Genomic DNA, 22372 nt, shown 5'->3' with positions numbered 1-22372 from the left:
GGGGCCCCCCCCCGCGGGCGCCCCGCGCGCGGGGGGGGCGCGGGGGTGGGGGGGGGGGTGTTCCAGGGCCGCGCCCGGCGCGCGGCGGCCGCGGGGGGGGGGGCGCGCGGGCCGCGCCGCCGTCGTCGTGTGGTGTCAGGACATCAGGTGTGCATGGCCCTCCACCAGGAGCTCGCCGTACTCGAATTGCCGCCCGAGGGCCACGTACCGGTCGTACTGCTCCCGCGCGACCACGGGCCCGACCTTGGCGAGCGCGCGCAGCAGGAGGCGGAACGCCAGGTCGGGGCAGACCCGCGCCGCGACCTCGTCGAGGGCGGGCACGATGCCGGGGACGTACCCTCCGGGCGCGTGCATCGCCCCCTCGGTGATCCCGGCGGAGACCAGCAGGATCTCGTCCAGGACGGCTCCCGCCACGTGCCCGTAGGGACTGGGCGGCACGCGCTCGTCGCTGCCGCCGCCCTCGGCGGCGAGCCGCTCCCGGCCGAGCCGGACGATCAATCCGAGCCAGTCACGGCCGTCGTGGCCCTCCCTGCGGAGGTCGTGGAAGGGATGGGTGCCCATCGACCAGAGGGCCTCGATCTGCCACGCGGGCAGGTCGGCGGACTCCAGCCGCAGGGCGTCCACGAGGACCGACTCGGCGACCCAGGAAGGGTTGCGGGCGAGGTAGTCCGCCAGGACCTCGACGTCCTCGCCCTCGCTGCGCCAGTGTGCGTGGAACGCCTCGGCCAGGAGAGAGAAGCCGAAGTCGGCCGCGCCGCCGTACCGTTCCGCCATCAGACGCCCCTGCGCGGGAGCGGGAAGATGGAGGTCACGTACCAGCCCTTGGGGTGCTTGGTCGGGCCTTCGGTGTAGTCGATCTTGACCCGGACCTCGACCTTCGTGCTGGAGGGGGTGGTCACGCCGTTGCCTCCCCGCTGGTAGACCTCGCCGAGGGAGGTCAGCTTGTCGCCGCCGGCATCGAGGACGGACACGTCCGCGGTGAACTTGAACTCGCTCTTGCCGAGTCGCTTGGCCTGCCCGTACTGCTTCGCCCCGTCCGTCAGCCACGCCTGCTTGAGCGCTTCTTCCGCGGTGGCGAGGTCCTTGAACACCCCGGTGTATCCGTCGACCTCGGCCTTGGCCTGCGCGCGGATCGCGTCGGTGCCGCTGACCGTCCCGAGGTTGTTCGTGTAGGGGCCCCCGGCGACATGGTCCTTGATGGTGTGCAGCCCCGGGTCCTTCGCCTCGTCGTTGAGCAGGTAGAGGCAGTTGTGGACGAGCAGGTCGGGCTCCTGGCCGCCACCGGTGCGCACGAAGAAGGTGTGCGGTCCGTCGACCGTCAGGTCGTAGACGGCTTCCGGTGCCTGCTCGGTCCGGTCGGTGATGCCGGTGACGGTCTGCGGGGCGTTGTCCGAGGCCCGCAGCCGGTCCCCCGGGCGCAGGGCCGAGGCGAGGGTCCAGCCGGCCTGCTCGGTGTAGAAGCGGTGACCGGCCGTGGTGGAGAGCGTGCTGCCGTCCGCCAGGGCGATGTCCACCAGGCGCCGCGTGGTGTGGGCGTAGGTGGCGGTCACCGGCTGCGGGTGCAGTCCCCCGACCGCCGGGTCGGCCGTGAGCACCCGGTCACCGGTCCGGATCTCGCTGATGGCCCGGTACGAGCCGTCGGCCAGCAGGACGCGGGTGCCCGCGGGGAAGCTGTTGACCTCGCACGTCTCGTAGACGTACTGCACCGACTTGTACTCGTCGTTCAGCTGGCGGACGAGGGCCGGGTCGATGTCGGGGGTCTTGCTCAGCGCCTCAAGGGCCTCCTTGGTGCCGACGCCGTTCTTGAAGGTGTTGCGGAAGGCGGACACGGCGTCGGCGGCGCGGAGCAGCTTGCTGGTGATCGCGTCGCTGTAGCCGTTGAGCGTCGCCTGGAGGGCGAGCTTGGCGTCCTCGATCCCGACGCCGGTTTCGAGGGCGTAGCGGAACGCGACGATGCCCTTCGCGCCCTTGGCGAGGGTGCCGAAGGGGATGAAGTTGGACGCGGCCCAGGCACAGTGGGAGTTGAATCCCGGGTCCTTGAAGCACGCGATGAAGTCGCCCGCGAAGAGGGTGAAGGCGTTGACGGTCGGTGATCCGCAGACGCCCCGCTGGCAGGTGACGTTGATCTTGTCGAAGTCCTTCTGCGTCATGGCGACGGTGGTGGTGATCTCCGACTTGTTCAGCTGGTCGCTGCCGACGAGGAGGGTGTCCCAGACGCTGTACTTCCCCATGCAGGCGGCGATCGACAGGCCCGCTTCGGGGCAGGTCTTCAGGATGTAGTCGATGGTGCCGGTGACCCTGATGGTGTACGTGACGTCGCAGACCCTGACTCCGGCGGCGTTCGTGTAGAAGTTCTCATCGGTCCACAGGTCCGCGAGGGTTCCCGTCTGTCCCTTGCCGCAGCGTGCTTCGTTGCTCTTGACGACCTCCTTCTGGAGGTCCCCGCGGGGCACGGACTCGATGTAGGAGACGCGGCCGTTGTCGTCGACGACGGCCGTGTCGCTCTGCAGCTTTCCGCCGGCCGCGTCGGCCTGCTGCTTCGACATGATCAGCTGCGCGGCCTCCCTGGCGGCCGCGTACGCGTCGTCCCTGCTCTTGGCAGCGGCGGCGGCCGAGGCCTTCGCCTGGTCGGACGCGGTCTTGGCGTCGGCCGCGAACTGGCTCGCCTGGGCCGCGTAACCGGTGGCCTCGGCGGCCGAGGCGACGGCGCGGTCGGCCGCGACACTGGCGGAGGCGGCGGACGCCTGGGCCTGCTGGGCGTACTGGGCGGCCTGCGCCGCGGAGGCCTGGGCGGCCTGCGCGGCCTGGGCGGCCTGGTTGGCGAAGCCCTGGGCGGACTGGGCGGACTGGCTGGCCTGGTTGGCGTATCCCGCGGCCTCGCTGGCGGCGCCGCGGGCGGTGGCGGAGGCCTGGGCGGCCTGCGCCGCGTACTGGCGGGCCTGGGCGACCGAGCCGTCGATGGTGGCGAGGTAGGACGCGACGGTGGCCACGTGGGCGGCGGTCATCGCGTCGCGCTGCTGGGCCTTGGGCAGGCCGGTCTGCAGGAACGGCACGAGGCGGTCGGCGGGGCCGGACAGGACGGCCTGGGCGGCCGCCTTGACCTCCTGGCCTCCGCCGGCCAGGGCCTGGGTCACCAGGACGCGGTTGTCGTCGTCGCGGGCCTTGAACTGACCGGTGGCCAGGAAGGCGCGGACGTCGTCGATCGTGCCGTCCAGGGCCTTGCCCGCCGCGGCCTTCACGCCCGGCCCGCCGGCGGCCATGATCTGGGACAGCTGGACGCGGTCGTCGTCGTCCTTGCCCGGGTACTGCCCGGTGGCCAGGAACGCCCGGACCTGGTCCGGCGTACCCACCGAGGCGGTCTCCGCGGCGAGGCGCTTCTCCAGCTTGCCCGGCGTCTTGGCGATCGCCATGACGCTGGTGCGGTCGTCGCGGTCCCGGGCCACCGTCAGGTCGGTGGCCAGGAAGGCCTGGACGGCGTAGTCGTCGCCCTCCAACGCGCTCTGGGCGGCGGCCTTCGTCCACGGGCCGGCCGAGTCCAGCAGCCGCAGCGCGGCCTGACGGCCCTTGAGCAGGGCGGTCTTGGCGTCCGTGCCCGGCGCCTGGGCGTCCTTGATCAGCTGGTCGGTGCCGGCGGCGAACTGCGTCGCCTTGCCGGACTCCCAGGCCGCCGTCTTGGCCTTCTGGTCGGCCTCGCGGGAGGCCTCGTCGGCGGCGGCCATCTCGGCGGCCTGCTGGGCGTCGAGGCGCTCCTTGTCGGTGGCGCGGGCGATGTTGGTGACCTTGTGGGCCTGCGCGGCCGAGTTCGCGGCCGAGTTGGCGGCGGCGTCGGCCGCGGTGGCGGCCGCCTGCGCGACGTTGGCGGCGGTGGCCGCCTCACCGGCGTGCCGGGCCGCCTCCTCCGCCGCGGCGGCCGCGGCTTCGGCGTGGGCGGCGGCCTCGTTGGCGGCGCGCTGGGCGTCCCCGGCCGCGGCGGCGGCCTCGTTGGCGATGGCGACGGTGGCGTTGGCGGCACGCTTGGCCTCGGCGGCGGCGCTCTGGGCGCGGGCCGCCGCCAGGCGGGCCCGGGCGGCGTCGTCGGCGGACACCCCGGAGTACTCGGCGGCCTCGGCGGCGGCCTGAGCGGCCGCGGAGGCGTTCTCGCCGGCCGACGCCGCGGCCTGCGCCGCGACTCCCGCCTGCGCCGCGGCCCGGCCGGCCCACGCACTGGCCTCGCCCGCGGTGCGGGCGTCACCGGCGGCGTTGCGGGCGGTGACGGCGGCCGCGCGGGCCGCGTCCGCCTGCCCGGCATCGCTCGCCGCGTTGGCGGCGGCGGCCAGCGCCCTGGTGGCGGCGTTGCCGGCCTTCGTCGCGGCCGACGCGGCGTCGGCGGCGGCGCTGGCGGCCTGCCGGGAGGCCTCGTTGGCGGCCTTCGCCGCCTTCGAGGCGGTCTGGGCGGCAGCGGCGGCGCGGCTCGCGGCGTCCGCCGCGCGGCCGGCGGCGTTGGACGCCTGCCCGGCCGCACCCTGCGCGGCCTTGGTCTCGGCGGCGGCCTTCTCGGAGGCCTCCTTGGCCAGCCTGGTGGCGTCCAGGGCCTTGCCCGCCGCGTCCACGGCCGTCCGGGCCTGCTGCCCGGCCTGGGCGGAGGCATTCTTCGTCAGGTCGGCCAGCTGGGAGACGGTCAGGGTCTCCTGGTCGTGCGCGGCCGCCGTCTGGTAGCCGTACTGCAGGAACTGCTGGACGTCGTCCATCGAACCGTTGAGCGCGGTGTTGGCGGCCTTCTTCACCTCCGGCCCGCCCGAGGCCATCAACTGCGACAGGTGGACGCGGTCGTCGTCGTCCCGCGCCTTGAACTGGCCCTCGTTGAGGAACTGGTTGACGTCGGTCAGCGTGCCGTCCATGGCCTTGGCGGCCGCGGCCTTCACACCCGGCCCGCCGGCCGCCATGATCTGCGACAGCCGGACCCGCTGGTCGTCCTCGAAGGCCTTCTTGGCGCCCTGGTCGAGGAACTTCTTCAGGTCGGCGGCCGAGCCCTTCAGCGCGGCCTGCCCGGCCTCGCGCACACCGGGGCCGGAGGCCGCGACGAGTGCCTCGATCTGTGCCTTCTGGTCCTGGTCGGCCGCGACCGCCTGGCCCTTGGTCACGAACGCCGTCAGGTCGTCGCCACCACCGGTCAGTGCGATCTCGGCCGCGTGCCGTACGGCCGGTCCGCCGGCCTGCCAGGCCGCGACGGCCTTCAGCCGGTCCGGGTTGGCGGCGGTGGCCGGCGGCGTGTCGGCCGCCACGGCCGGAATCGTCAGCAGCCCGGTCAGCAGGCTGCCGGCCACGAACCCGGCCGCGAGCCGTGATCGGGCCCGTGATGTCGGTGACATCCTCATGGGAGCTTCGTCATCTCTTTTCGTGTTTCGGGCACCGGAGTGCCGCCTGGCCGGCCGCGGTCACGCATCGACGGGCCGGAAGTTCTGCGGGGGGAGGAGGATTCGTTCGACGCGGCGCGACGTGGCCGCGCGGCGGAGGAAGTTCACCGAACACCGGCCCGGCGCTGCCGCCGAGGGCCCGGCCGGGGCCCCGCCACGGGGCCGGGCCGGTCTGCGGACGGTACGCACAGGGACTCCCGGAAGAAGACGCACCCGGGCGACGAACCAGCGCCCCCGAGCCGGTAAAGTGAAGATCAAGTGGACGCTATCGACAGGAAATCCGGTACGTCAAAGCATGTCCGCGGCCCGGCGAAATCCTGATCCACCGTCACGTCCGGTACGGGAAACGCGGCCGAACCGCCCGAAATCCGTCATTCCGAAGACGGACATTAAGGATGTTCGAGAACCTGGGATCCCGTCCCCCGACCATCACGGTTCGGTGACGTTTCCTCTGCCCGGTGCCACTGCGGCACCGGCGCCGGGCGCCCGACTTCCCAGCGTCGGCGGTGATCACTAAGGTCTGGCGCTGTGACTAAGCGTGAATCCGGTGACGACCTGTGGGACGAGTTCGTCCGGGAGTTCGAGAAGAACAACGCGGTGCGGGAGCCGAGTGCCGCCGAACGGGCGCGGCAGGCCCGGCAGACGAAGCCGCGGCGCTCGCGGCGGCTGGTCCTTCCCGTGGCCGCAGCCCTCCTGGTGGCCGCGGCCGCGACGGCGTACGTGCTCCGGCCGTCGGACCGGGCACCGGCCGCCGCGCCCGCCCCCGCGCCGGCCGCGACGACCGCGTCCGCCCCCTCGGCGCACGCGGCGACGGCGTCGGCCGGTGCTCCGGCTTCGGCGATCCCGCTGTCCGTCTTCCCGGCGCAGGTGCAGGGGTACACGCTGGTGGCGAAGGTGGCGAACCCGAGCTGCACCGGCGCCGACACCGTGGCGCCGACCCTCGCCGGGCTGATCACGCAGGGGCACGGCTGTGTCGGCGTCGACCTGGCGCTGTACAAGGACGCCGACGGCAACCAGTACGACCTGGCGCTGTTCACCATGAAGGACCCGATGGAGTGCGTGCACCTCATCAACGTGCTGGCCTCCGACCCCGCGTCGTACCAGGTCGCAGTCCAGGTCCCGCCCAAGGACTCGGGCCTGCGCCAACTGCCGGCCGACAGCGGCCTCGTGCAGAACTTCGCGTCCTACGGGAACGGGATGCTCGTCGGCATGGCCCAGTGGTCCGACGGCCGGACCGCGGACTTCGGCGCGCTGTCCGACCGGCTCTCGCCGCTGACCGGGGCGGTCATCAAGAACGTCCCCGTCTGACGGAAGGCCCCGCCGGGGCGGCTCTGCGGCGGGCACCGGGCGAGGCACCGGAGGCCGCTTCGGACGGAGTCGCCCGGCGACGGCCACGGGCTCGCTAGGGTGGCCGCATGGCCTCACTGGGAAGTCACGCCAATGTCTGGGAGACATGCCTCCAGCTCCTTCGCCGTCAGGGGTACCACCTGACGGTGAAGCTCGCCGACGAGGAGGACGAGGACGGGCTGGACGCCTGGCTCGCCGAGAAGGACGGGTTCACCTTCTGGGCGGACAATCCGATCGAACTGCTGGGGCTGGCCGCCGTGTACGAGGACGTGCGGCCCGAGGAGGACCGGCCCTACTGGTGGGCCGCGAAGACCGTGCGCGAGCGCCCGGACGTGCGTGAGCAGCTCGTCGACGAAGCGCTCGCGGTCCGGGACGCGCGCGTGGCGGAGCTCGCCGCACGACGGGAGCGGGATCCGGAGGGCTGGGAGGAGGAGATCCGCGCGGCCTTCTGCTTCGACGGCGACGAGCGGCATGCGGCGAACCACCTGGCGCTCCCCCGCGCCGAGTTGAGGCAGCTCCTGGACGATCCGCGCCTCGCCGACCTCCGGGACGAGGAGAACCGCGGGAACGATGGCTGAACCGCGCCTCCTGCCGGAGCGCCCACGTCATGCCGTCGTGCTCGGGCTGGTGGCGGTCCTCGCGGCGCTGGTGGTCGCCGCGCTCGGCGTCCGCTACGCCGGCGCGAGCGAGCCCGGCGGGGTGGACGCCCGCATAGCGGGGGCGTTGTACGGGGTGGAGCCGCCGTGGCGGTCCGTCGCCCTGGCCATGGATTCGCTGGGCGAGCCGGTCGGAGCCGCGGCCCTGGTCGTGCCGATCGTGGCGGGCTGCCTGCTGCTCCGGCGTCCGCGCGCGGCTGCGTTCGTCGTTGTCGGCGTCGCTGCGGCCGTGGGAACGGCGACGCTGCTCAAACACCTGGCGGGGCGCACCATCCACGGCGACAACCTGTCCTACCCGAGCGGGCACACCGCCTTCGCCACGTCGCTCGCCCTCGTGGTGGCGATGGTGGCGACCCGCAGGGCGGCCGGCACCCTGTTCGTGTTCGCCGCGGCGTTGGTCGTCGGCGCCGTCATGGGGTGGGCGCAGGTCGCGCTGGGTGCGCATTACCCGACCGACGTCCTCGGCGGCTGGTGCACCGCACTGGCGGTGGTGCCGGCGACGGCGTGGCTGGTCGACCGAACAGCCGACCAGCTCCGCCGGAGCCGTCCGTGACGCCGTGTCACACCAGGCGGCGGAAGACGGGTTTCACCGGCCGCCCGCCCATCCAGGGGGTGGGGTCGCCGGCGTCGAGTGCCTTGCGGTAGACGGCACAGGCCCCGGCCACCACGGCCACGGTGCGGTCGATGTCGGCGTCGCCGAGCGCGCTGCTCACCACGAACGAGGGGGCCAGGACGCCCCCCGCGAGGAGTTGACGCAGGAACAGGGTGCGGTACTGCTGCGAGGGCTCCCGGTTCTCGTCGAGGGTGGCGAAGACCAGGTTGCTGGCCCGGCCCCGGACGACGACGTGGTCGCCGACGCCCATGCCCGCGGCGGCCTCGCGGACCCCGGCGGCCAGCCGCTCGCCGAGGGCGTGCAGCCGGGCTGTGACGCCCTCCTCGACGTAGGTGGTCTGGACGGCCATCGCGGCGGCGAGCGAGTGCGTCTCCGCGCCGTGCGTGGTGGACAGCAGGAACACCCGGTCGCCGGTGTGGCGCAGCCCGCCCCACTCCATCAGGTCCCGCCGCCCGGCGAGCGCGGAGACGGCGAAGCCGTTGCCCAGCGCCTTGCCGAAGGTGGAGAGGTCGGGCACGACGCCGTAGAGGCCCTGGGCACCCGCCTCGGACCAGCGGAAGCCGGTGATCATCTCGTCGAAGACCAGCACGCAGCCGTGCCGGTCGGCCAGTTCGCGCAGGCCGGCGAGGTACCCGGGCGGCGGCTCGGCGTGTCCGGCGGGTTCGAGGACCAGGCAGGCGACCTCGCCCCGGTACCGGGTGAGCAGTTCCTCCGTCGCGGCCAGGTCGCCGTAGGGGAACGCCACGGTGAGGTCGGTGATCGCCGCCGGGATCCCGGCGGACATCGGCGTGGTGCCGATGAACCAGTCGTCGACGGAGAAGAACGGGTGGTCGCCGCAGATGGCCACCCGCGGGCGCCCGGTGACGGCGCGGGCGAGCCGCACCGCCGCGGTGGTGACGTCGGAGCCGTTCTTCGCGAACTTGACCATCTCGGCGGTCGGCACGATCTCCAGGAAGCGTTCCGCGGCCCGGGCCTCCACGACGGACGGGCGGACGAAGTTGCTGCCGCGGTCCAGTTCCCGCCGGACCGCCTCCAGTACGCGCGGGTGGGCGTGGCCGAGGCTGACCGAGCGCAGGCCGGAGCCGTACTCGACGTAGCGGTTGCCGTCGACGTCCCACACGTGGGCGCCGCGGCCGTGGCTGATGACCGGGGCGAGGTGTTCGGGGTACTGGTCGTCGCCCTTGGCGTAGGTGTGCGCGCCCCCGGGGATCAGGGCGTGCAGCTTCTCGTTCGCCGCCCGCGACCGGGGCAGGGCGAACTCTTCGGCGGGTTCGGTGACTTCGGTGTCCACGCGGTCCTCAGCTCTCGTTCCGGCGCAGGACCTCGGCGAGGCTCGGCGCCTCCCGGTCCCGCTTGGACATCGACGTGGGCGGCAGCGGCCAGGGGATGGCGAGCTGCGGGTCGTCGAAGGCGATCGTCACGTCCTCGGCCGGATCGTGCGGGCGGTCGATCAGGTACGAGACGTCGGTGGTCTGCGTCAGCGCCTGGAAGCCGTGCGCGCACCCCGCCGGGATGTAGACGCTCGCCTGAGTCTCGCCGGACAGCTCGAAGTGGGCCTGGTTCCGGTAGGTCGGCGAGTCCGGCCGCAGGTCCACGACGACGTCGAAGACCCGCCCGTACGAGCAGCGCACCAGCTTGGCCTCGCCGGCGCCGGAGCGCAGGTGCAGCCCGCGCAGGACGCCGCCGACCGAGCGGGAGACGCTGTGCTGGACGAAGGCGTCCGGGTCGAGGCCCAGCGAGCGGATCACGTCGGCGTCGAAGGTGCGGCAGAAGAAGCCGCGTTCGTCGGTGTACGGCGTCGGCTCGAACAGGTACGCGCCGGCGATCGCCGGGACTTGGGTCGCCTTCACGGCGCCTCCCTCACAACGTGGTCGGTCCTCGGGAAGAGGGCCCTGGTCAGCTCGTCGAACTGGTCGTCGAGGCGCCGGGCCACGGCCAGGTTCCGCTCGGCGAGGATCTGGCGCAGCTCCGCCGAGCGCTTCTCCAGCTCCCGGAACTGCTCGGTCAGCCGGTCGGCGTCGACCTCGCGCGCCGGGTGGCGGTACGTGCCGAGCCCCATCTGCTCCATGAGCGCGTCGCTCTTGGCCGCGTAGCTCAGGGCGAGCGTCGGCGTGCCGGCCTTCAGGGCGCAGACGAGGTTGTGGTACCTGGTCGCCACCACGGCGTCGGCAGCCGCCGCCTCCTCCATCAGGTCGGCCAGCGAGGCCGTCCGGGCGGCGGTGACCAGCGGCGAGTCCACGGCTTCGAGGATCGCGGCGACCACCGTCGCGTCGACGTCGTCGCCGGTGAGCAGCCGGACCGGCCTGCCCTCCTCGACCAGGGTGCGGACGAAACGGGTCGTCCCGTCGAGGTAGCGCCGGTGGATCTCCTCGGCCCTGGCCCGGTCGTCGTTGCCGCCGTGGAAGTCCATGACGCCGACGCAGACCACGCCGGGAGCACCGGACGAGGGGGCGGCCGGCGTCGGCAGGGCGAAGGCGAGGTCCGGGTGGACCGCGTCCCGCGCGGTGTCCACGCCCATCGCCCGCATCGCGTCGCGGGACAGCTCGTCCCGGTACGACCGGTACGCGGCGAGGCGCGCCGACCAGCGCACCAGCGCCCGGGTGGGCCGGTCGGCGATGGGCGCGGCGCCGACGCCGACCAGCGCCACCCGGGTGCCGAAGAGCCGGCCGGACGCGCAGAGCAGGAACAGCGCGTACGGGAAGCCCCACGGCCGCAGCGGCAGCGTGGCCTCCAGGACGCCCATGCCCGGCACGATCACCACGTCGTGCCGGCGCACCCACGCGGCGGTGCGGACGGCGTCGACGAGTTTGCCGAGGCCCTTCGCCGCGACCGCGCCCGCCCGGGAGGCGGTCCGGTACTCCCCGCGGTACCAGTGCAGCCGGGTGGCGGGGATGCGGTAGCGGGCCGTGACGGCCTCGGGCCCGCCGCACAGCGCGTCCACGGCGGCCTCCGGGTGCTCGGTGCGCAGGTGGCCGAGCACGGCTTCGAGCGACCCGTCGTTGCCGAGGTTGCCGGAGCCGAGCAGGCCGAAGACCCCGACCCGCACGGGGGTCATGCCCGCCGCCCCTCGCGTCCGGCCACGAGGGCGTCGACGGAGACCGTGAGCAGCGCCGGGTCGGCCGGGGCGCGGTCCTCGACCCGCTCGCCGGCGCCGGGCCGGACCCGGCTGGTCATCCAGGCGGCCAGGTGGCCGTAGCAGGCGCGCCGGTCGGCGGCCGACAGCGGCGCCCGCCGGACGGCCGAGGCGAAGCCCCAGACGTACTCGGCGAGCAGCCGGGGCGTCGGGTGCAGCGGCCCGGCGCGGCGCGGGTCCAGGTTGACGCACCGGGAGCGCTTGGAGGGGTTCGCCCGCTCGGCGCGGGTGGGGTGGTCGCGGCGGAAGTACAGCAGCTCCGGCACCTGGTGGAAGCGCCCGTGCAGGGTGATCTCGGCGACGAACGTGCGGTCCGCGTGGTGGTAGCTGTCGTGCGGCTTCACCCGGCGCAGCACGTCGGCCCGCATCACCCCGTAGAAGTCGTCGCCGCCGGGCTCGAACAGCAGGCTGCGGAAGCGCTCGGGCGCGTGCGGCGAGTCGGTGGCGAGCCCGTACTCGTAGGGCACCTTCACCTGGCCGTCGCCGTCGATGACGGCCTGGCCGGAGTGGGCGAGGATGACGTCCGGGCGTTCGTCCAGCGCCTCCACGCAGCGCAGCAGGAGGTCCCGGGCGTACAGGTCGTCGTGGGAGGCCCACTTGAAGAGTTCGCCGCGGCACTCGGTGAAGACGTGGTTGTGGTTCGGCGCGGCGCCGATGTTCCGGGGCAGGCGCAGGTAGCGGATCCGGGGGTCCTTCGCGGCGTACGTGCGGCAGATGTCCTGGGTGCCGTCGGTCGACGCGTTGTCGGAGATGACGAGCTCGAAGTCGTCGTAGGTCTGGCCCAGGAGGGCGTCGAGCGACTCGGCGAGGTACTCCTCGCCGTTGTAGACGGGCAGGCCGATGCTCAGCCGGGGAACGGCGCTCAAGGGGTCCTCACTTCGGGGATCGGGGTGCGGTGGTGCTCGCGCAGGGCGGCGCGCAGTTGGAGCCACCAGACGGCGGCGCCGCACGCGGTCGCGCCGGCGACGCCCCAGGCGGAGCCGACCGTGCCGGCCGCGGCGGCGCCACCGAGCCCGCCGCCGAGGTAGCAGGCGGAGGCGAACAGCTGGCAGCGCAGGCTGCGCCGGGCCGCGGCGAGGGCGCGCAGCCCGGCGGCCGCGCCGCTGCCGAGGCCGGCGCCCGCGACGCCGAGGGTCGCCGGCAGGATGAGCTGGGAGGCGGAGTGCCAGACGTCGCCGAGGACGAACTGTCCGGCCCGGTCGGGCATCAGCAGCAGGGCCGAGCCCCACAGCAGCGCGGCGCCGGCCTGCCCTCCGCCCAGCAGGAAGCAGAACCGGCCGAGCCGCTCGGGCGTCCGCCGCAGGACCCGGGCCGCCTCCGCCACGGTGACCAGGGAGAGCCCCATCAGCAGGGCGAGGAACGGTCCCTGGAGGAGTTCGGCGCCCCGGACGGCACCGACCGCGCCGACCCCGACGATCGCGCCGAGCCCGTACGCCCGCAGCTGGCCGGCGCCGCTGAGGCTGACGTTCTCGACCAGGTAGCGGCTGCCGAGGTCGCGCTGCTCGCGCAGCCAGCCGCGGGCTTCGGTCACCCGGGGCCGGACGCCGGACTGGAGGAAGCCGTATCCGGCGGCGGCCGCCGCGGCGGCGCCCCAGGCCAGCAGGAAGGCGGGCACGGTGCCCACCCGGGCCGCCACGACCATGGCCGGGACGAGTGCGATGCCCTGCACCAGGTCGTTGGCGAAGGCCTTCCGCCCGGTGCCGGCCGCGAAGAACGCGAACCGCCGGGCATCCTGGAGCAGGAGCGCCGGCAGGGCGGCGCCGAGGCTCGCGAACGCGGGCCCCACGTCGCCGCCGAGGCCGAGCCCGACCAGCAGGCAGACGGCGCCGAGGGTGGCGCCGACGGCGAGCGCGGCGCCGGACGATCGGGCCGCACCGGCGCGCCAGGTCGCCTCCGGCACGCCACTGAACCGCACCATCAGCGGGTCGGTGGCCAGCCCGCGGGAGACGTTGAGCACCACGCCGTAGGTCAGCCAGGCCAGGCTGAACACGCCGAACGCGTGCACCCCCAGCTCCCGGGCGACGTAGATGCCCACCGCGAAGTTGATCATGCTGGTGACCGCCTGGTCGGCCAGCCCCCAGGACACCCGGCCGAGCACGCCCCGCCTGGCGGGCCGGGCCTGCTCGGCCGCCTGCCCGGTCCGCCCCGGTTCCCCGGCCGGGCCGGCCGGGGTCGTCGTCCTCACCCCCTCGGTGGTCATCCGCGTCACGCCTTGATCAGACCGGCGCCGCACAGGGCGTCGGCCGCGGCGGCGACCGCGTCGAAGGGCAGCCCGGAGCGCTCGGCGACGTCCAGCAGGCCGTGCTCGCCGTCGGAGAGGCTGAGCACCCACAGCATCGCCATCTGGGCCTGCTTGGCGTCGCTGCGCCCGCCGAGGGACTCGTACAGTCCGCGCCGTCCCAACTGCGGTTCTCCGTACGGGCTGAGGTTGACGTAGCGCCGGTTGCGGTCGAGCACGGCGAAGGCCTCGCGGCAGACGGCGAGCGTGTCCGCCAGCGCCTCCGGGGAGACGAAGTCCGGGTTGTCCGCCGAGGTGTGGTACTCGGGGTAGCCGGCGTACGGGGTCCGGCTCAGCGAGCCGACGCCGAGGTCGAACCCGGGCGAGCAGTACTGCCGCTCGTCGTAGCCGTACGGGGTGAACTCGACGACGTCGTGCGGCCGTTCGGAGGTGCGCAGCACGTGCCGCAGCACCCGGTCGATCTCCGCGTCGCCGCGCCGGCTCTGCTTGTACGTCAGCCGTCCCCGGTCGCCCGCGCAGGCCAGCACCAGCCCGTGCTTGACCCGCTCGATCCGCTCCGCGTTGCGGGCCAGCCAGGTGATCGCCCCGATCGTGCCGGGCGCGTAGATGAAGCGGTAGGTGTAGTACGGGCTCCGCTCCGCCAACTCCCGTGCCAGATAGGTCGCCACCGCGACGCCCGCCATGTTGTCGTTGGCCAGCGCGGGGTGGCAGACGTGGCAGGAGACGATCACCTCGTCGGCGACCTGCCCGGGGACGACGTGCTCGGCGTAGGTGAGGTGGCCGTCCGCGAGGGTGGAGTCGATGCGCACCTCGTAGTCGCCGTCCGGCAGCCCGTCCAGGGTCTCCTGGGACAGGCAGAACCCCCAGTCCGGCGTGTAGTAGCTGGTGCGGTACGGCACCCAGACCGGGTGGTCCGGCAGGGTGTGCAGGTGTCCGCGCAGTTCGGACAGCGGCATGGTCGCCGCCACCGGCACGCTGTAGCCGAGCACGTGCAGGCTGGACGCGGCGAAGTCGACGACCCGGTTGCCCGCGGCGTCGGCGACGTAGGCGTCCCGGATGTTCCACTCCTGCGGCACCGTCCAGTCGAGCACCTGCGTCCCGGTCGGGACCTCGTGCACCTGGAGCGGAACGTACTCGCCGACGATGTCCAGGGTGGCGCGCACGCCGTCGCCGGTGATGCTCCGGCAGAGCGGGTACAGCCGCTCCACCAGGGCGTGCATCTCCTCGCCGAGCCCGGTCACCGGCGCCACCGCAGGGTCTCGTCGACGGCCCCGGCGGAGGACGCCTCGCGCAGCACGGCCAGCCGGGTGAAGCGGCGCTCGAAGTCCTCCCGGGTGAGTCCGAACGTGCGGTAGGCGTCGGCGAGTTCGAGCGCGCCCTGCTTCACCGTCCACTCGCAGTCGAAGCCGGGCAGCGCGGCGCGGAACCGCGAGAAGTCCACCCGGTACGACCGCGGGTCGGCGCCGTTCTCGCCGGTGATCACCACCTGCGCGCCGGTCACCGCCTCGGCGACCTGCTCCGCGATCTCGGCGACGGTGACGTTGTTCACCTCGCTGCCGATGTTGAACGCCCGGTCGTGCACGGCTTCGCGCGGCGCGGTCAGCGCCGCCGCGAAGGCGCGGGCGATGTCGGCGGCGTGGACCAGCGGGCGCCAGGGCGTGCCGTCGGAGAGCACCAGCACCTCGCCGGACAGGAGCGCGTGGCCCACCAGGTTGTTCAGCACGATGTCGGCGCGCAGCCGGGGCGAGTAGCCGAAGGCGGTGGCGTTGCGCATGTACACCGGGCTGAAGTCGCCGTCGGCCAGGGCGTGCAGGTCGTCCTCCACCCGCACCTTGGACTCTGCGTACGGCGTCACCGGGCGCAGCGGGGCGTCCTCGGACACCAGCTCGTCGCCGCCGGCGGCGCCGTAGACGGAACAGGTGGAGGCGTACAGGAAGCGGCGCACTCCGGCGTCGCGGGCCAGTTCGGCCAGCCGGACGGAGGCGTGGTGGTTGATGTCGTAGGTGAGGTCCGGCGCGAGCGAGCCCAGCGGGTCGTTGGACAGCGCGGCCAGGTGGATCACGGCGTCCACGCCGGCGACGTGGTCGGCGGTGACGTCGCGCAGGTCGACCCGCGTTCCCGGCGGGTCGGCGGGCTTCGGGCCGAGGACGCAGTCGGCGAACAGGCCGGCGTCGAGGCCGACGACCTCGTGCCCGGCGGCGGCGAGGACCGGGGCCATCACGGTGCCCAGGTAGCCCTGGTGTCCGGTCAGCAGTACGCGCATGGGTTCAACCCCCCAGGTTGAGAGTGCCGAGGTCGAGCGTGAGTTTGGTGGTGGCGAAGGCCTCGGCGTAGCGCGCGTGGCATTCGATGCCGCGGATCCGCGCGAGCCCGAGGAAGGCCTCGCGGTCGTACCAGGGGCGGTGCCGCTGCGAGGGGTAGTGCTCCTGCAGCAGCCGCACCTTCTGTTCCGCGGTCTCCGGGGTGAGCGGTTGGTAGGCGGTGGGCCGGCCGAGGTCGCCGTCCCACTTGACGATCTCGTAGCCGAGCACGAGGTGGTCGCGGAACGCGGTGGTCAGCAGCTGCGCGAGGCCGCGGTGGTCCTGGTGGGCGTCGTCGGTGCGCGGGGCGAGGATGAGGTCGGGCTCGGTCCGCCCGCGCAGTTCCTCGACGGCGGCCTTGGCCTCGTCCCAGTACGCGGGCAGCCGGCCGTCCGGCAGCTTGAGGACGGTCAGGCGCAGGTCGGCGCCCGGGCAGAAGGCGGCGAGCGCGGCCTGTTCCTCCTGCTCGCGCTCGCTGCCGCCGCCGGAGAGGACCAGCGCGTCCACCTGGATGCCCGGCCGCGCGAGGCACATCGTCAGCAGCGTGCCGCCGGCGCCGATGGCGATGTCGTCGCAGTGCGCCCCCACGGCGACGATCCGCTCCAGGCGCCCCGCGCCGAGCCGGATCACGCCTTGGCTCCCACGGTGTTCGCGCCGTCCCGTTCCCACACGGCCCACGGGCGGTCGCCCCGGGCGTAGGCGAGGTCGAGCGCGGCCCGCTCCTTCACCGTGTCGGTCGGCTTCCAGAAGCCGCGGTGCTGGTGCGCCACCAGCCGCCCCTGCTTGGCGAGTCGGGCGCAGCCGTCGGCGACCAGGTCGCCGTTCTCCGGGATGTGGTCGAAGACCTCCTGGCGGAGCACGAAGTAGCCGCCGTTCTCCCACAGCGGCATGTCGCTCACCGCGGTGATGCCCCCCACCAGGCCGTCCTCGCCCAGGTCCACGCAGTGGAAGGAGGACTGCGGGGGCACCACCATCATCGACGCGCCGGCGTCGCGCTGGGCGAACCGCTCGATCATCTCGGGCAGCGGGGCGTCGGTGAGCACGTCGGCGTAGTTGGCGAGGAACATCTCGTCGCCGTCCAGGTGGTGGCGCACCCGGCGCAGCCGCTCGCCGATCGGCGACTCGATGCCGGTCTGCGCGAAGGTGATCGTCCAGGACGATATGTCGGTGGACAGCAGCTCGGTCTTCCCGTTGCGCAGCACGAAGTCGTTGGACGTGGTCTCTTCGTAGTTGAGGAAGAAGTTCTTGATGTGGTGCGCCCCGTACCCGAGGCACAGGATGAACTCCGTGTGCCCGAAGTACGCGTAGTAGCGCATGACGTGCCAGATCAGCGGCCGCGGACCGACCATCGCCATCGGCTTGGGCACGTCGTCGGACGCTCCGCTGCGCATGCGCAGCCCGTAACCTCCGCAGAACAGGACGACCTTCACCGCTTCACCTCGACGATGCTGAGTTCCGGGATGGGGAAGACCAGCCGGCCGCCCCACTCGTGGACGAAGGACAGTTGCTCGACCAGCTCGTCGCGCAGGTTCCACGGGAGGACGAGGACGTAGTCGGGCCGGTCGGCGGCGATCCGCTCGGGCGCCAGGATCGGGATGCGGGTGCCCGGGGTGAACCTGCCGTGCTTGTAGGGGTTGCGGTCGACCGTGTACGGGAGCAGGTCGGGCCGGACGCCGCAGTGGTTGAGCAGGGTGTTGCCCTTGCCCGGGGCGCCGTAGCCGACGACCGTCTCGCCGCGCTCGGCCGCGTCGACGAGGAAGCGCAGGAGGTCCCGGCGCACCTTGGCCACCCGGGCGGAGAACTCGGTGTAGCCGGACAGTTCCTGGAGCCCGGCGGCCTTCTCCCGGTCCAGCACCTCGGCCACCCGCCGCGTCGGCTCGCCGGCCGCCTCCACCGGCCGGGCCCACAGCCGGATCGAGCCGCCGTGCGTGGGCAGCAGATCGACGTCCACGAGCGCGAGTCCGCCGCTCGCGAGCGCCCGGGTCGCGGACGCGACCGTGTAGTACTGGAAGTGCTCGTGGTAGATCGTGTCGTACTGGTTCTCCTCGATCAGGGTCAGCAGGTGCTGCACCTCGATGGAGACCCAGCCGTCGTCGGCGACCAGGGCGCGCAGACCCTTGGTGAAGCCGACCACGTCGGGGATGTGCGCGTACACGTTGTTCGCCACGACCAGGTCCGCCGGGCCGTGTTCGGCGCGGACGGCCGTACCGGTGGCCTCGTCGAGGAACGCGGTGAGCGTGGGCACGCCCGCGTCGCGGGCCGCGGCGCCGACGTTGACCGAGGGTTCGATGCCGAGGCAGCGGATCCCCCGGTCCACCACGTGCCGGAGCAGGTAGCCGTCGTTGCTCGCGACCTCGACCACGAAGGCGTCGGGGCCGAGACCCACGCGCTGGGCGGCGCCGTCGACGAACGTCCGCGCGTGCTCCACCCAGGAGGTCGAGTAGGAGGAGAAGTACGCGTACTGCGTGAACGTTTCCTCCGGCGTGATCAGCGGCGGGATCTGCGCGAGCCAGCACTCGGTGCAGACCCGCAGGTGCAGCGGGTACGTCGGTTCCGGCCGGTCCAGTTCGTCCGCGGCGAGGAAGCTCTCGCACGGCGGTGTCGCCCCCAGGTCGACGACGCTCGTCAGCGCCACCGATCCGCACAGTCGGCATGTCATCTATTGCCCCCACTCCTGCCCGCGCGGGATCCCCGTCGCGGGCCAGCGTTGTCCGTTCCCTGCGGCGGCGCGCCCTCCGCGCCGCCGGACCGACCCGCGATCGCGGTGCGGTACCCCTCCACCAGGCGCTCCAGCCCGACGGCCGGGCTGAACCCCTGCTCGTAACGGCGCCGGGCCGCCAGTCCCATCTCCCGGTTGCGCTCCGGCTCCGCCGCGATCCGGCGCAGGCCGGACGCGAGCGAGACCGCGTCGCCGGGCTCGTGCAGCAGCCCGGTCACGCCGTCCTCGACGAGTTCGACGAAGGCGCCGTGCCCCGCGGCGACGACCGGGACCCCGGCCGCCATCGCCTCCACGACCACCAGGCCGAACGCCTCCAGCCACGTCGAGGGCGCCACCACGGCGACCGCCCGCGCGACGGCCTCCCGGCACTCCGCCGTGTCGTAGAGGCCGGCGAACCGCACGTCCTCCCGGCCCGCCGCCCACGCCCTCACCTCCGGCTCCAGCGGCCCCGCGCCGGCGATCACCAGCGGCACGCCCACGCCGCCGTCGGCGGCGATCGCGTCCCACGCGGCCATGAGCAGCCGCACACCCTTGGCCTCCGCGAGCCGGCCGAGGTAGAGCACGTGCTCACCGGCACCCGTGCGAAGCACGCCCGGCTCGGGCACGAAGTTGTGCTTCACCGCCAGCCGTCCGGCCGGCAGGCCGGCCCGCACCAGGACGTCGCGCTGCGCCGCCGAGATGCAGAAGAACCGCTCCACGCCGGACCACCACCGCCGCCGGTTGACCGCAAGGCTCACCGCCAGCGGCACCGTCGCCAGCCGGGAGCCGCGGTAGCAGCCGTGCCGGACGGCGGGCAGCGGTGACCCCCCGACGCACTCGGTGCACGGCCGCCCGTCCCGCTGAAGCGTGCCCGGCGGGCAGACCTGGGTGTAGTTGTGCAGCGTCGCGACGGCCGGCACACCGGCGTCGGCGCAGGCGGCCAGCACCGCGGGCGACAGCAGCGGGAAGACGTTGTGGACGTGCACCACGTCCGGCCGCTCGCGGCGCAGCCGGGCGGCGAGCTCCGCGCGGACCGCCGGGTTCCACGGCACCAGCAGCGGCACCGCGACCTTGCCCGGCAGGGACCGGGCCCCGATGTCGTCACTGCGCCGCTCGAACAGCTCGACCCGGTGGCCGGCCCCGCGCAGCAGCCCCACCTCCTGGTCGACGACCTTGTTCTCCCCGCTCGGCTGCGCCGAGGAGTAGCGGTTGTGCACCACGAGGACGTGCATCAGCTCACCTCCGATCTCTGGACGGCTGGTTGGGGTACGCGGGCTGCGAGTGCCGGCGCAGGTGCCGCCAGCAGCCCGGCGGCCACGGTCAGGTGGAGCAGGTACGGCGAGGCGTCGCCCAGCCCGGCCTCGGTGTAGGAGGCGATCGCGCAGTAGCCGATCAGGAAGATCGCGCAGGCCCGCGCCAGGGAGGGCGGGCGCAGCAGCGCGACGCCGCCCAGCACGATGATGATCGCCGCCACGATCGCGACGCCCGCCAGGCCCTGTTCGTTGTAGACGGCCAGCCAGCTGTTGTCGATCGGCAGCCCGCCGAAGGACTTGTCGCCCAGTCCGGCGCCGAACACCTGCTCCGTCGTCGTCCGGGGCGCCGCGAGCAGGGCGTCCCAGACCTTGGCCCGGCCGGTGAGGCTGGAGAAGTTCTCCTGGCTCTGACCGCGCAGGAACCACGCCTGGAGCAGGGAGCCGAGCGCCACGGCGGCCACGGCGGCGCACAGCACCGCCCGGGTGAAGAACCGGCGGGCGGCGGCGCTGGTCAGGACGAGCGAGCCGATCGCCAGCGCCAGCCCGAGGATCAGGCCGAGCGTGGCCGTCCGGGTGTGGGTCAGCGCGAGCAGGACGAAGGACGGCACGATGACGGCCGCCGCGCTGCCCCTGGTGGTCCGCCCGCCCAGGAGGAGCAGCACGGTGAGCCCGATGATCACCGCCGCGTACTGGCCGATCTGCGGCGGGGTCAGCGGCCACAGCGCGCCGACCAGCCGTCCGCCGTAGAGCTCGGGCATCGCCGCGCCCGGTGAGACGACCAGGCCCGCGGCCACCGAGGCGAGCACCGCGGAGTACGCCCGGATGTGGTGACGGACGAACGTCTCGCCGCCGTCCCACCACCGGCTGAGCAGCCACAGCGTGCCGACGAAGAGCGCCAGCCGGAAGCAGCGGAACAGCGCGCCGAAGCCGGACTCCAGGTGCGCGCTGGAGATCACGCTCAGCACCAGCAGCAGGGTGAGCAGGAAGAGGTGGGCGCTGGGCCGGATCCGCAGCCGGAGGTTGAGGACCAGCGCCAGCGCGAACGCGGACACCAGCGAGCCCATGGTGACCATCTGGATGAGGGAGCGCGGCAGCGGGATGACGGTCTGCGCGCCGGCGGAGCCGAGCGTGTTGAGGATCAGCAGCGCCCAGACCGCGCCGACGGCCCTGGGCGTCGCCGGGCCGCCCTGCGACCCGTCGTGCGTGAGGTCCCGGGTCACCTCAACCACCGGCCTGGGACTGGTAGGTGCTGCCCGTGTCCTGCTGGTAGGGCTCGCCCTGCCACTGCCCGAAGTCGAGCGTGCGGCTCGGGTCGTGGGCGACGAAGCTCCACGGTCCGAGGTAGGCGTTGTCGTGCCAGCGGTTCTGCTGGCCACCGGTGATCGCCTCGGCGACCGACTGCCCCTTGTACGGCGACCAGTCCGGGTAGGTGCCGTAGTTGGCCAGCACCGCCATGCGGCCGCACTTGACCGTGCAGCCGACGGCGGAAGGGTGCAGCACGAAGCGGTTGCCGTGGATGTCGACCCGCTGGGTCTTCCACCGGCAGTCGTCGTGGAGCGGCGGGGTGGCGATCGCCGGCTGGGCGCAGCGGGCGGTGTTCTTCGCCAGGAGCGTGCAGTCGCCGGAGGAGGTGTTGGCCGGGCTGTTGCAGAAGCGGTCGGCGTTCTCCCACAGGGTGATCCCGGACCAGTTGTCCTCCAGGACGTTCCCGTAGATCTCGATCCTGTCGGTGCGGGCGGGGATCCGCGGTTCGCCGCCGGACTCCGAGAGGTAGACGGTCGCGTACGGGAAATCGTCGCCGCGGTCGGCGGAGCGGCGGCCCTCGACGACGTCGTTGCGCCGGATCGTGTTGTTGCGGATGACGGCGTTGTAGCTGGTCTCGTAGATCAGCGCGGCACCGTCGTTGGCCTCCAGGACGTTGTCCTCGATGCGGAAGTCGTTGTTGTTGGTGTCCGCCCACAGCCCGGGGCCGCGGTTGTCGTGCACCCAGTTGCCGCGCACGTCGGCGCCGTTGACGGCCCAGAACTTGACGCCCCCGGTGCAGCCGCAGCCCGGCTGGCGCTGCTCCCACTGGTCGGTGTCGTTGCCCGTGATCTCGTTGCCCTCGACCACCAGGCCGCCGACGGGGGCACCGGACTTGTACGCGTTCATGCCGTACTGCCCGTTGCCCTGCAGGCAGTTGGCGCGGACCTGCTGGTGGGCTCCGGCCATCAGTCCGGCGCCGGAGTTGTCGCGGATCGTCGCGTGCTCGATGACCCACCCGTCGGCCGAGTCGTGGTTGACCACGCCCTCGTTCTGCGGCGCGTTGAAGCCCTGCACGGTCAGGTAGCGGATCGTGACGCCCGCGGCGTCGCCGCCGAAGGCGTACTGGTTGGTCTTCACGCCGTCGAGCACCGCGCCCGGTGCTCCGAGGTAGGTGTCCCCCTCCTTCGGGACGACCTGGGCGTACCGGTCCGCTTCGAGCTTGTGCGTCCCCGGCTGGAGCCAGAACGTGGTGTGCGGGGGGCTGCTCTTGGTCTTCGCCGTCAGGTCGCCGACCACCGCGGGGTCGACCGTCACCGCGCCCGCGGGCGCGGCGGCCGGACCTTCCCCGGGGTGGGCGCACACCTGGGCCGCGGCCACGGAGCCGGAGGGCGTGGCGGTCGGCGCCGGCGAGGTGTCCGAGCCGCCGCTCGTGCAGCCGGTCGCCAGCAACAGGACCAGCGCCGGCGCCCCCCAGTGCCGCTTCTTGATCCCCACC

General features: G+C 73.5%; 18 protein-coding genes. 3 read left to right on the top strand and 15 right to left on the bottom strand.

From position 1 onward, the window contains the following. Positions 1-135 precede the first annotated feature (135 nt). On the bottom strand, positions 136-774 hold the full coding sequence (locus tag ACFV4F_RS03650) for a hypothetical protein (protein WP_380500288.1): 639 nt from the start codon (positions 772-774) through the stop codon (positions 136-138). Then, positions 774-5354: a polymorphic toxin-type HINT domain-containing protein gene (locus ACFV4F_RS03645; protein WP_380500287.1), complete on the bottom strand. Its 4581-nt coding sequence runs from the start codon at positions 5352-5354 to the stop codon at positions 774-776. The genes ACFV4F_RS03650 and ACFV4F_RS03645 overlap by 1 nt, the downstream gene beginning before the upstream one ends. A 567-nt stretch (positions 5355-5921) precedes the next feature. Between ACFV4F_RS03645 and ACFV4F_RS03640 the strand changes: the two genes are divergently transcribed. From ACFV4F_RS03640 to ACFV4F_RS03630, 3 genes are all read left to right on the top strand, one after another. After that, on the top strand, positions 5922-6701 hold the full coding sequence (locus tag ACFV4F_RS03640; RefSeq protein WP_380500286.1) for a hypothetical protein: 780 nt from the start codon (positions 5922-5924) through the stop codon (positions 6699-6701). Positions 6702-6808: 107 nt separating this feature from the next. Then, positions 6809-7318 carry a hypothetical protein gene (locus tag ACFV4F_RS03635; RefSeq protein ID WP_380500285.1) on the top strand — a complete coding sequence of 170 codons (510 nt, stop codon included), beginning with the start codon at positions 6809-6811 and terminating at the stop codon, positions 7316-7318. Further along, the gene (locus ACFV4F_RS03630; RefSeq protein WP_380500284.1) at positions 7311-7949 is read left to right on the top strand and encodes a phosphatase PAP2 family protein; all 639 of its coding nucleotides are present in this window, start codon (positions 7311-7313) and stop codon (positions 7947-7949) included. The genes ACFV4F_RS03635 and ACFV4F_RS03630 overlap by 8 nt, the downstream gene beginning before the upstream one ends. Positions 7950-7956: 7 nt before the next feature. On the opposite strand, the gene ACFV4F_RS03625 is transcribed toward ACFV4F_RS03630, so the two are convergent. The 13 genes from ACFV4F_RS03625 to ACFV4F_RS03565 are packed head-to-tail and all read right to left on the bottom strand — an operon-like array spanning position 7957 to position 22371. Continuing rightward, positions 7957-9300 (bottom strand): glutamate-1-semialdehyde 2,1-aminomutase, encoded by a 1344-nt coding sequence (locus ACFV4F_RS03625; protein ID WP_380500283.1) that lies wholly within the window; start codon positions 9298-9300, stop codon positions 7957-7959. A 7-nt stretch (positions 9301-9307) separates the two neighbouring features. Continuing rightward, a complete protein-coding gene (locus ACFV4F_RS03620) occupies positions 9308-9859 on the bottom strand; it encodes a dTDP-4-dehydrorhamnose 3,5-epimerase family protein (protein WP_380500282.1) in 552 nt (183 codons plus the stop codon). Then, positions 9856-11064: a polysaccharide pyruvyl transferase family protein gene (locus ACFV4F_RS03615; RefSeq protein ID WP_380500281.1), complete on the bottom strand. Its 1209-nt coding sequence runs from the start codon at positions 11062-11064 to the stop codon at positions 9856-9858. The genes ACFV4F_RS03620 and ACFV4F_RS03615 overlap by 4 nt, the downstream gene beginning before the upstream one ends. Continuing rightward, on the bottom strand, positions 11061-12008 hold the full coding sequence (locus tag ACFV4F_RS03610; RefSeq protein WP_380445004.1) for a glycosyltransferase family 2 protein: 948 nt from the start codon (positions 12006-12008) through the stop codon (positions 11061-11063). The genes ACFV4F_RS03615 and ACFV4F_RS03610 overlap by 4 nt, the downstream gene beginning before the upstream one ends. Then, positions 12005-13342, bottom strand: a complete 1338-nt coding sequence (locus tag ACFV4F_RS03605; protein ID WP_380500280.1) for a hypothetical protein — start codon at positions 13340-13342, stop codon at positions 12005-12007. Before ACFV4F_RS03605 ends, ACFV4F_RS03610 begins: the two co-directional genes overlap by 4 nt. Before the next feature lie 5 nt (positions 13343-13347). Continuing rightward, positions 13348-14631, bottom strand: a complete 1284-nt coding sequence (locus ACFV4F_RS03600) for a DUF4910 domain-containing protein (RefSeq protein WP_380500279.1) — start codon at positions 14629-14631, stop codon at positions 13348-13350. Beyond that, the gene (locus ACFV4F_RS03595; RefSeq protein WP_380500278.1) at positions 14619-15644 is read right to left on the bottom strand and encodes an NAD-dependent epimerase/dehydratase family protein; all 1026 of its coding nucleotides are present in this window, start codon (positions 15642-15644) and stop codon (positions 14619-14621) included. The genes ACFV4F_RS03600 and ACFV4F_RS03595 overlap by 13 nt, the downstream gene beginning before the upstream one ends. Positions 15645-15648: 4 nt before the next feature. After that, positions 15649-16311 (bottom strand): PIG-L deacetylase family protein, encoded by a 663-nt coding sequence (locus ACFV4F_RS03590; RefSeq protein ID WP_380500277.1) that lies wholly within the window; start codon positions 16309-16311, stop codon positions 15649-15651. Next, positions 16308-17111 carry a glucose-1-phosphate cytidylyltransferase gene (locus tag ACFV4F_RS03585; RefSeq protein ID WP_380500276.1) on the bottom strand — a complete coding sequence of 268 codons (804 nt, stop codon included), beginning with the start codon at positions 17109-17111 and terminating at the stop codon, positions 16308-16310. Before ACFV4F_RS03585 ends, ACFV4F_RS03590 begins: the two co-directional genes overlap by 4 nt. Beyond that, positions 17108-18340 (bottom strand): methyltransferase domain-containing protein, encoded by a 1233-nt coding sequence (locus ACFV4F_RS03580; RefSeq protein WP_380500275.1) that lies wholly within the window; start codon positions 18338-18340, stop codon positions 17108-17110. The genes ACFV4F_RS03585 and ACFV4F_RS03580 overlap by 4 nt, the downstream gene beginning before the upstream one ends. After that, positions 18337-19611, bottom strand: coding sequence for a glycosyltransferase (locus ACFV4F_RS03575; RefSeq protein ID WP_380500274.1), 1275 nt, complete (start codon positions 19609-19611; stop codon positions 18337-18339). Before ACFV4F_RS03575 ends, ACFV4F_RS03580 begins: the two co-directional genes overlap by 4 nt. Then, positions 19611-20861 carry an O-antigen ligase domain-containing protein gene (locus ACFV4F_RS03570; protein WP_380500273.1) on the bottom strand — a complete coding sequence of 417 codons (1251 nt, stop codon included), beginning with the start codon at positions 20859-20861 and terminating at the stop codon, positions 19611-19613. The genes ACFV4F_RS03575 and ACFV4F_RS03570 overlap by 1 nt, the downstream gene beginning before the upstream one ends. Continuing rightward, entirely contained in the window at positions 20854-22371 is a 1518-nt protein-coding gene (locus tag ACFV4F_RS03565) for a right-handed parallel beta-helix repeat-containing protein (RefSeq protein ID WP_380500272.1), read from the bottom strand. Before ACFV4F_RS03565 ends, ACFV4F_RS03570 begins: the two co-directional genes overlap by 8 nt. Position 22372: the final 1 nt, after the last annotated feature.

The sequence above is a fragment of the Kitasatospora sp. NPDC059722 genome (assembly GCF_042733235.1).
Taxonomy (GTDB): domain Bacteria; phylum Actinomycetota; class Actinomycetes; order Streptomycetales; family Streptomycetaceae; genus Kitasatospora.
Note: the sequence above shows the minus strand (reverse complement) of the source record. Positions and strands in the feature narration are given on the sequence as shown.

What these genes read in the sequence shown, in the direction of transcription:
- ACFV4F_RS03575 (WP_380500274.1), bottom strand. Translation starts at nt 19,611, where the DNA reads ATGCACGTCCTCGTGGTGCACAACCGCTACTCCTCGGCGCAGCCGAGC.
- ACFV4F_RS03645 (WP_380500287.1), bottom strand. Translation starts at nt 5,354, where the DNA reads ATGAGGATGTCACCGACATCACGGGCCCGATCACGGCTCGCGGCCGGG.
- ACFV4F_RS03580 (WP_380500275.1), bottom strand. Translation starts at nt 18,340, where the DNA reads ATGACATGCCGACTGTGCGGATCGGTGGCGCTGACGAGCGTCGTCGAC.
- ACFV4F_RS03635 (WP_380500285.1), top strand. Translation starts at nt 6,809, where the DNA reads ATGGCCTCACTGGGAAGTCACGCCAATGTCTGGGAGACATGCCTCCAG.
- ACFV4F_RS03650 (WP_380500288.1), bottom strand. Translation starts at nt 774, where the DNA reads ATGGCGGAACGGTACGGCGGCGCGGCCGACTTCGGCTTCTCTCTCCTG.
- ACFV4F_RS03615 (WP_380500281.1), bottom strand. Translation starts at nt 11,064, where the DNA reads ATGACCCCCGTGCGGGTCGGGGTCTTCGGCCTGCTCGGCTCCGGCAAC.
- ACFV4F_RS03605 (WP_380500280.1), bottom strand. Translation starts at nt 13,342, where the DNA reads ATGACCACCGAGGGGGTGAGGACGACGACCCCGGCCGGCCCGGCCGGG.
- ACFV4F_RS03630 (WP_380500284.1), top strand. Translation starts at nt 7,311, where the DNA reads ATGGCTGAACCGCGCCTCCTGCCGGAGCGCCCACGTCATGCCGTCGTG.
- ACFV4F_RS03595 (WP_380500278.1), bottom strand. Translation starts at nt 15,644, where the DNA reads ATGCGCGTACTGCTGACCGGACACCAGGGCTACCTGGGCACCGTGATG.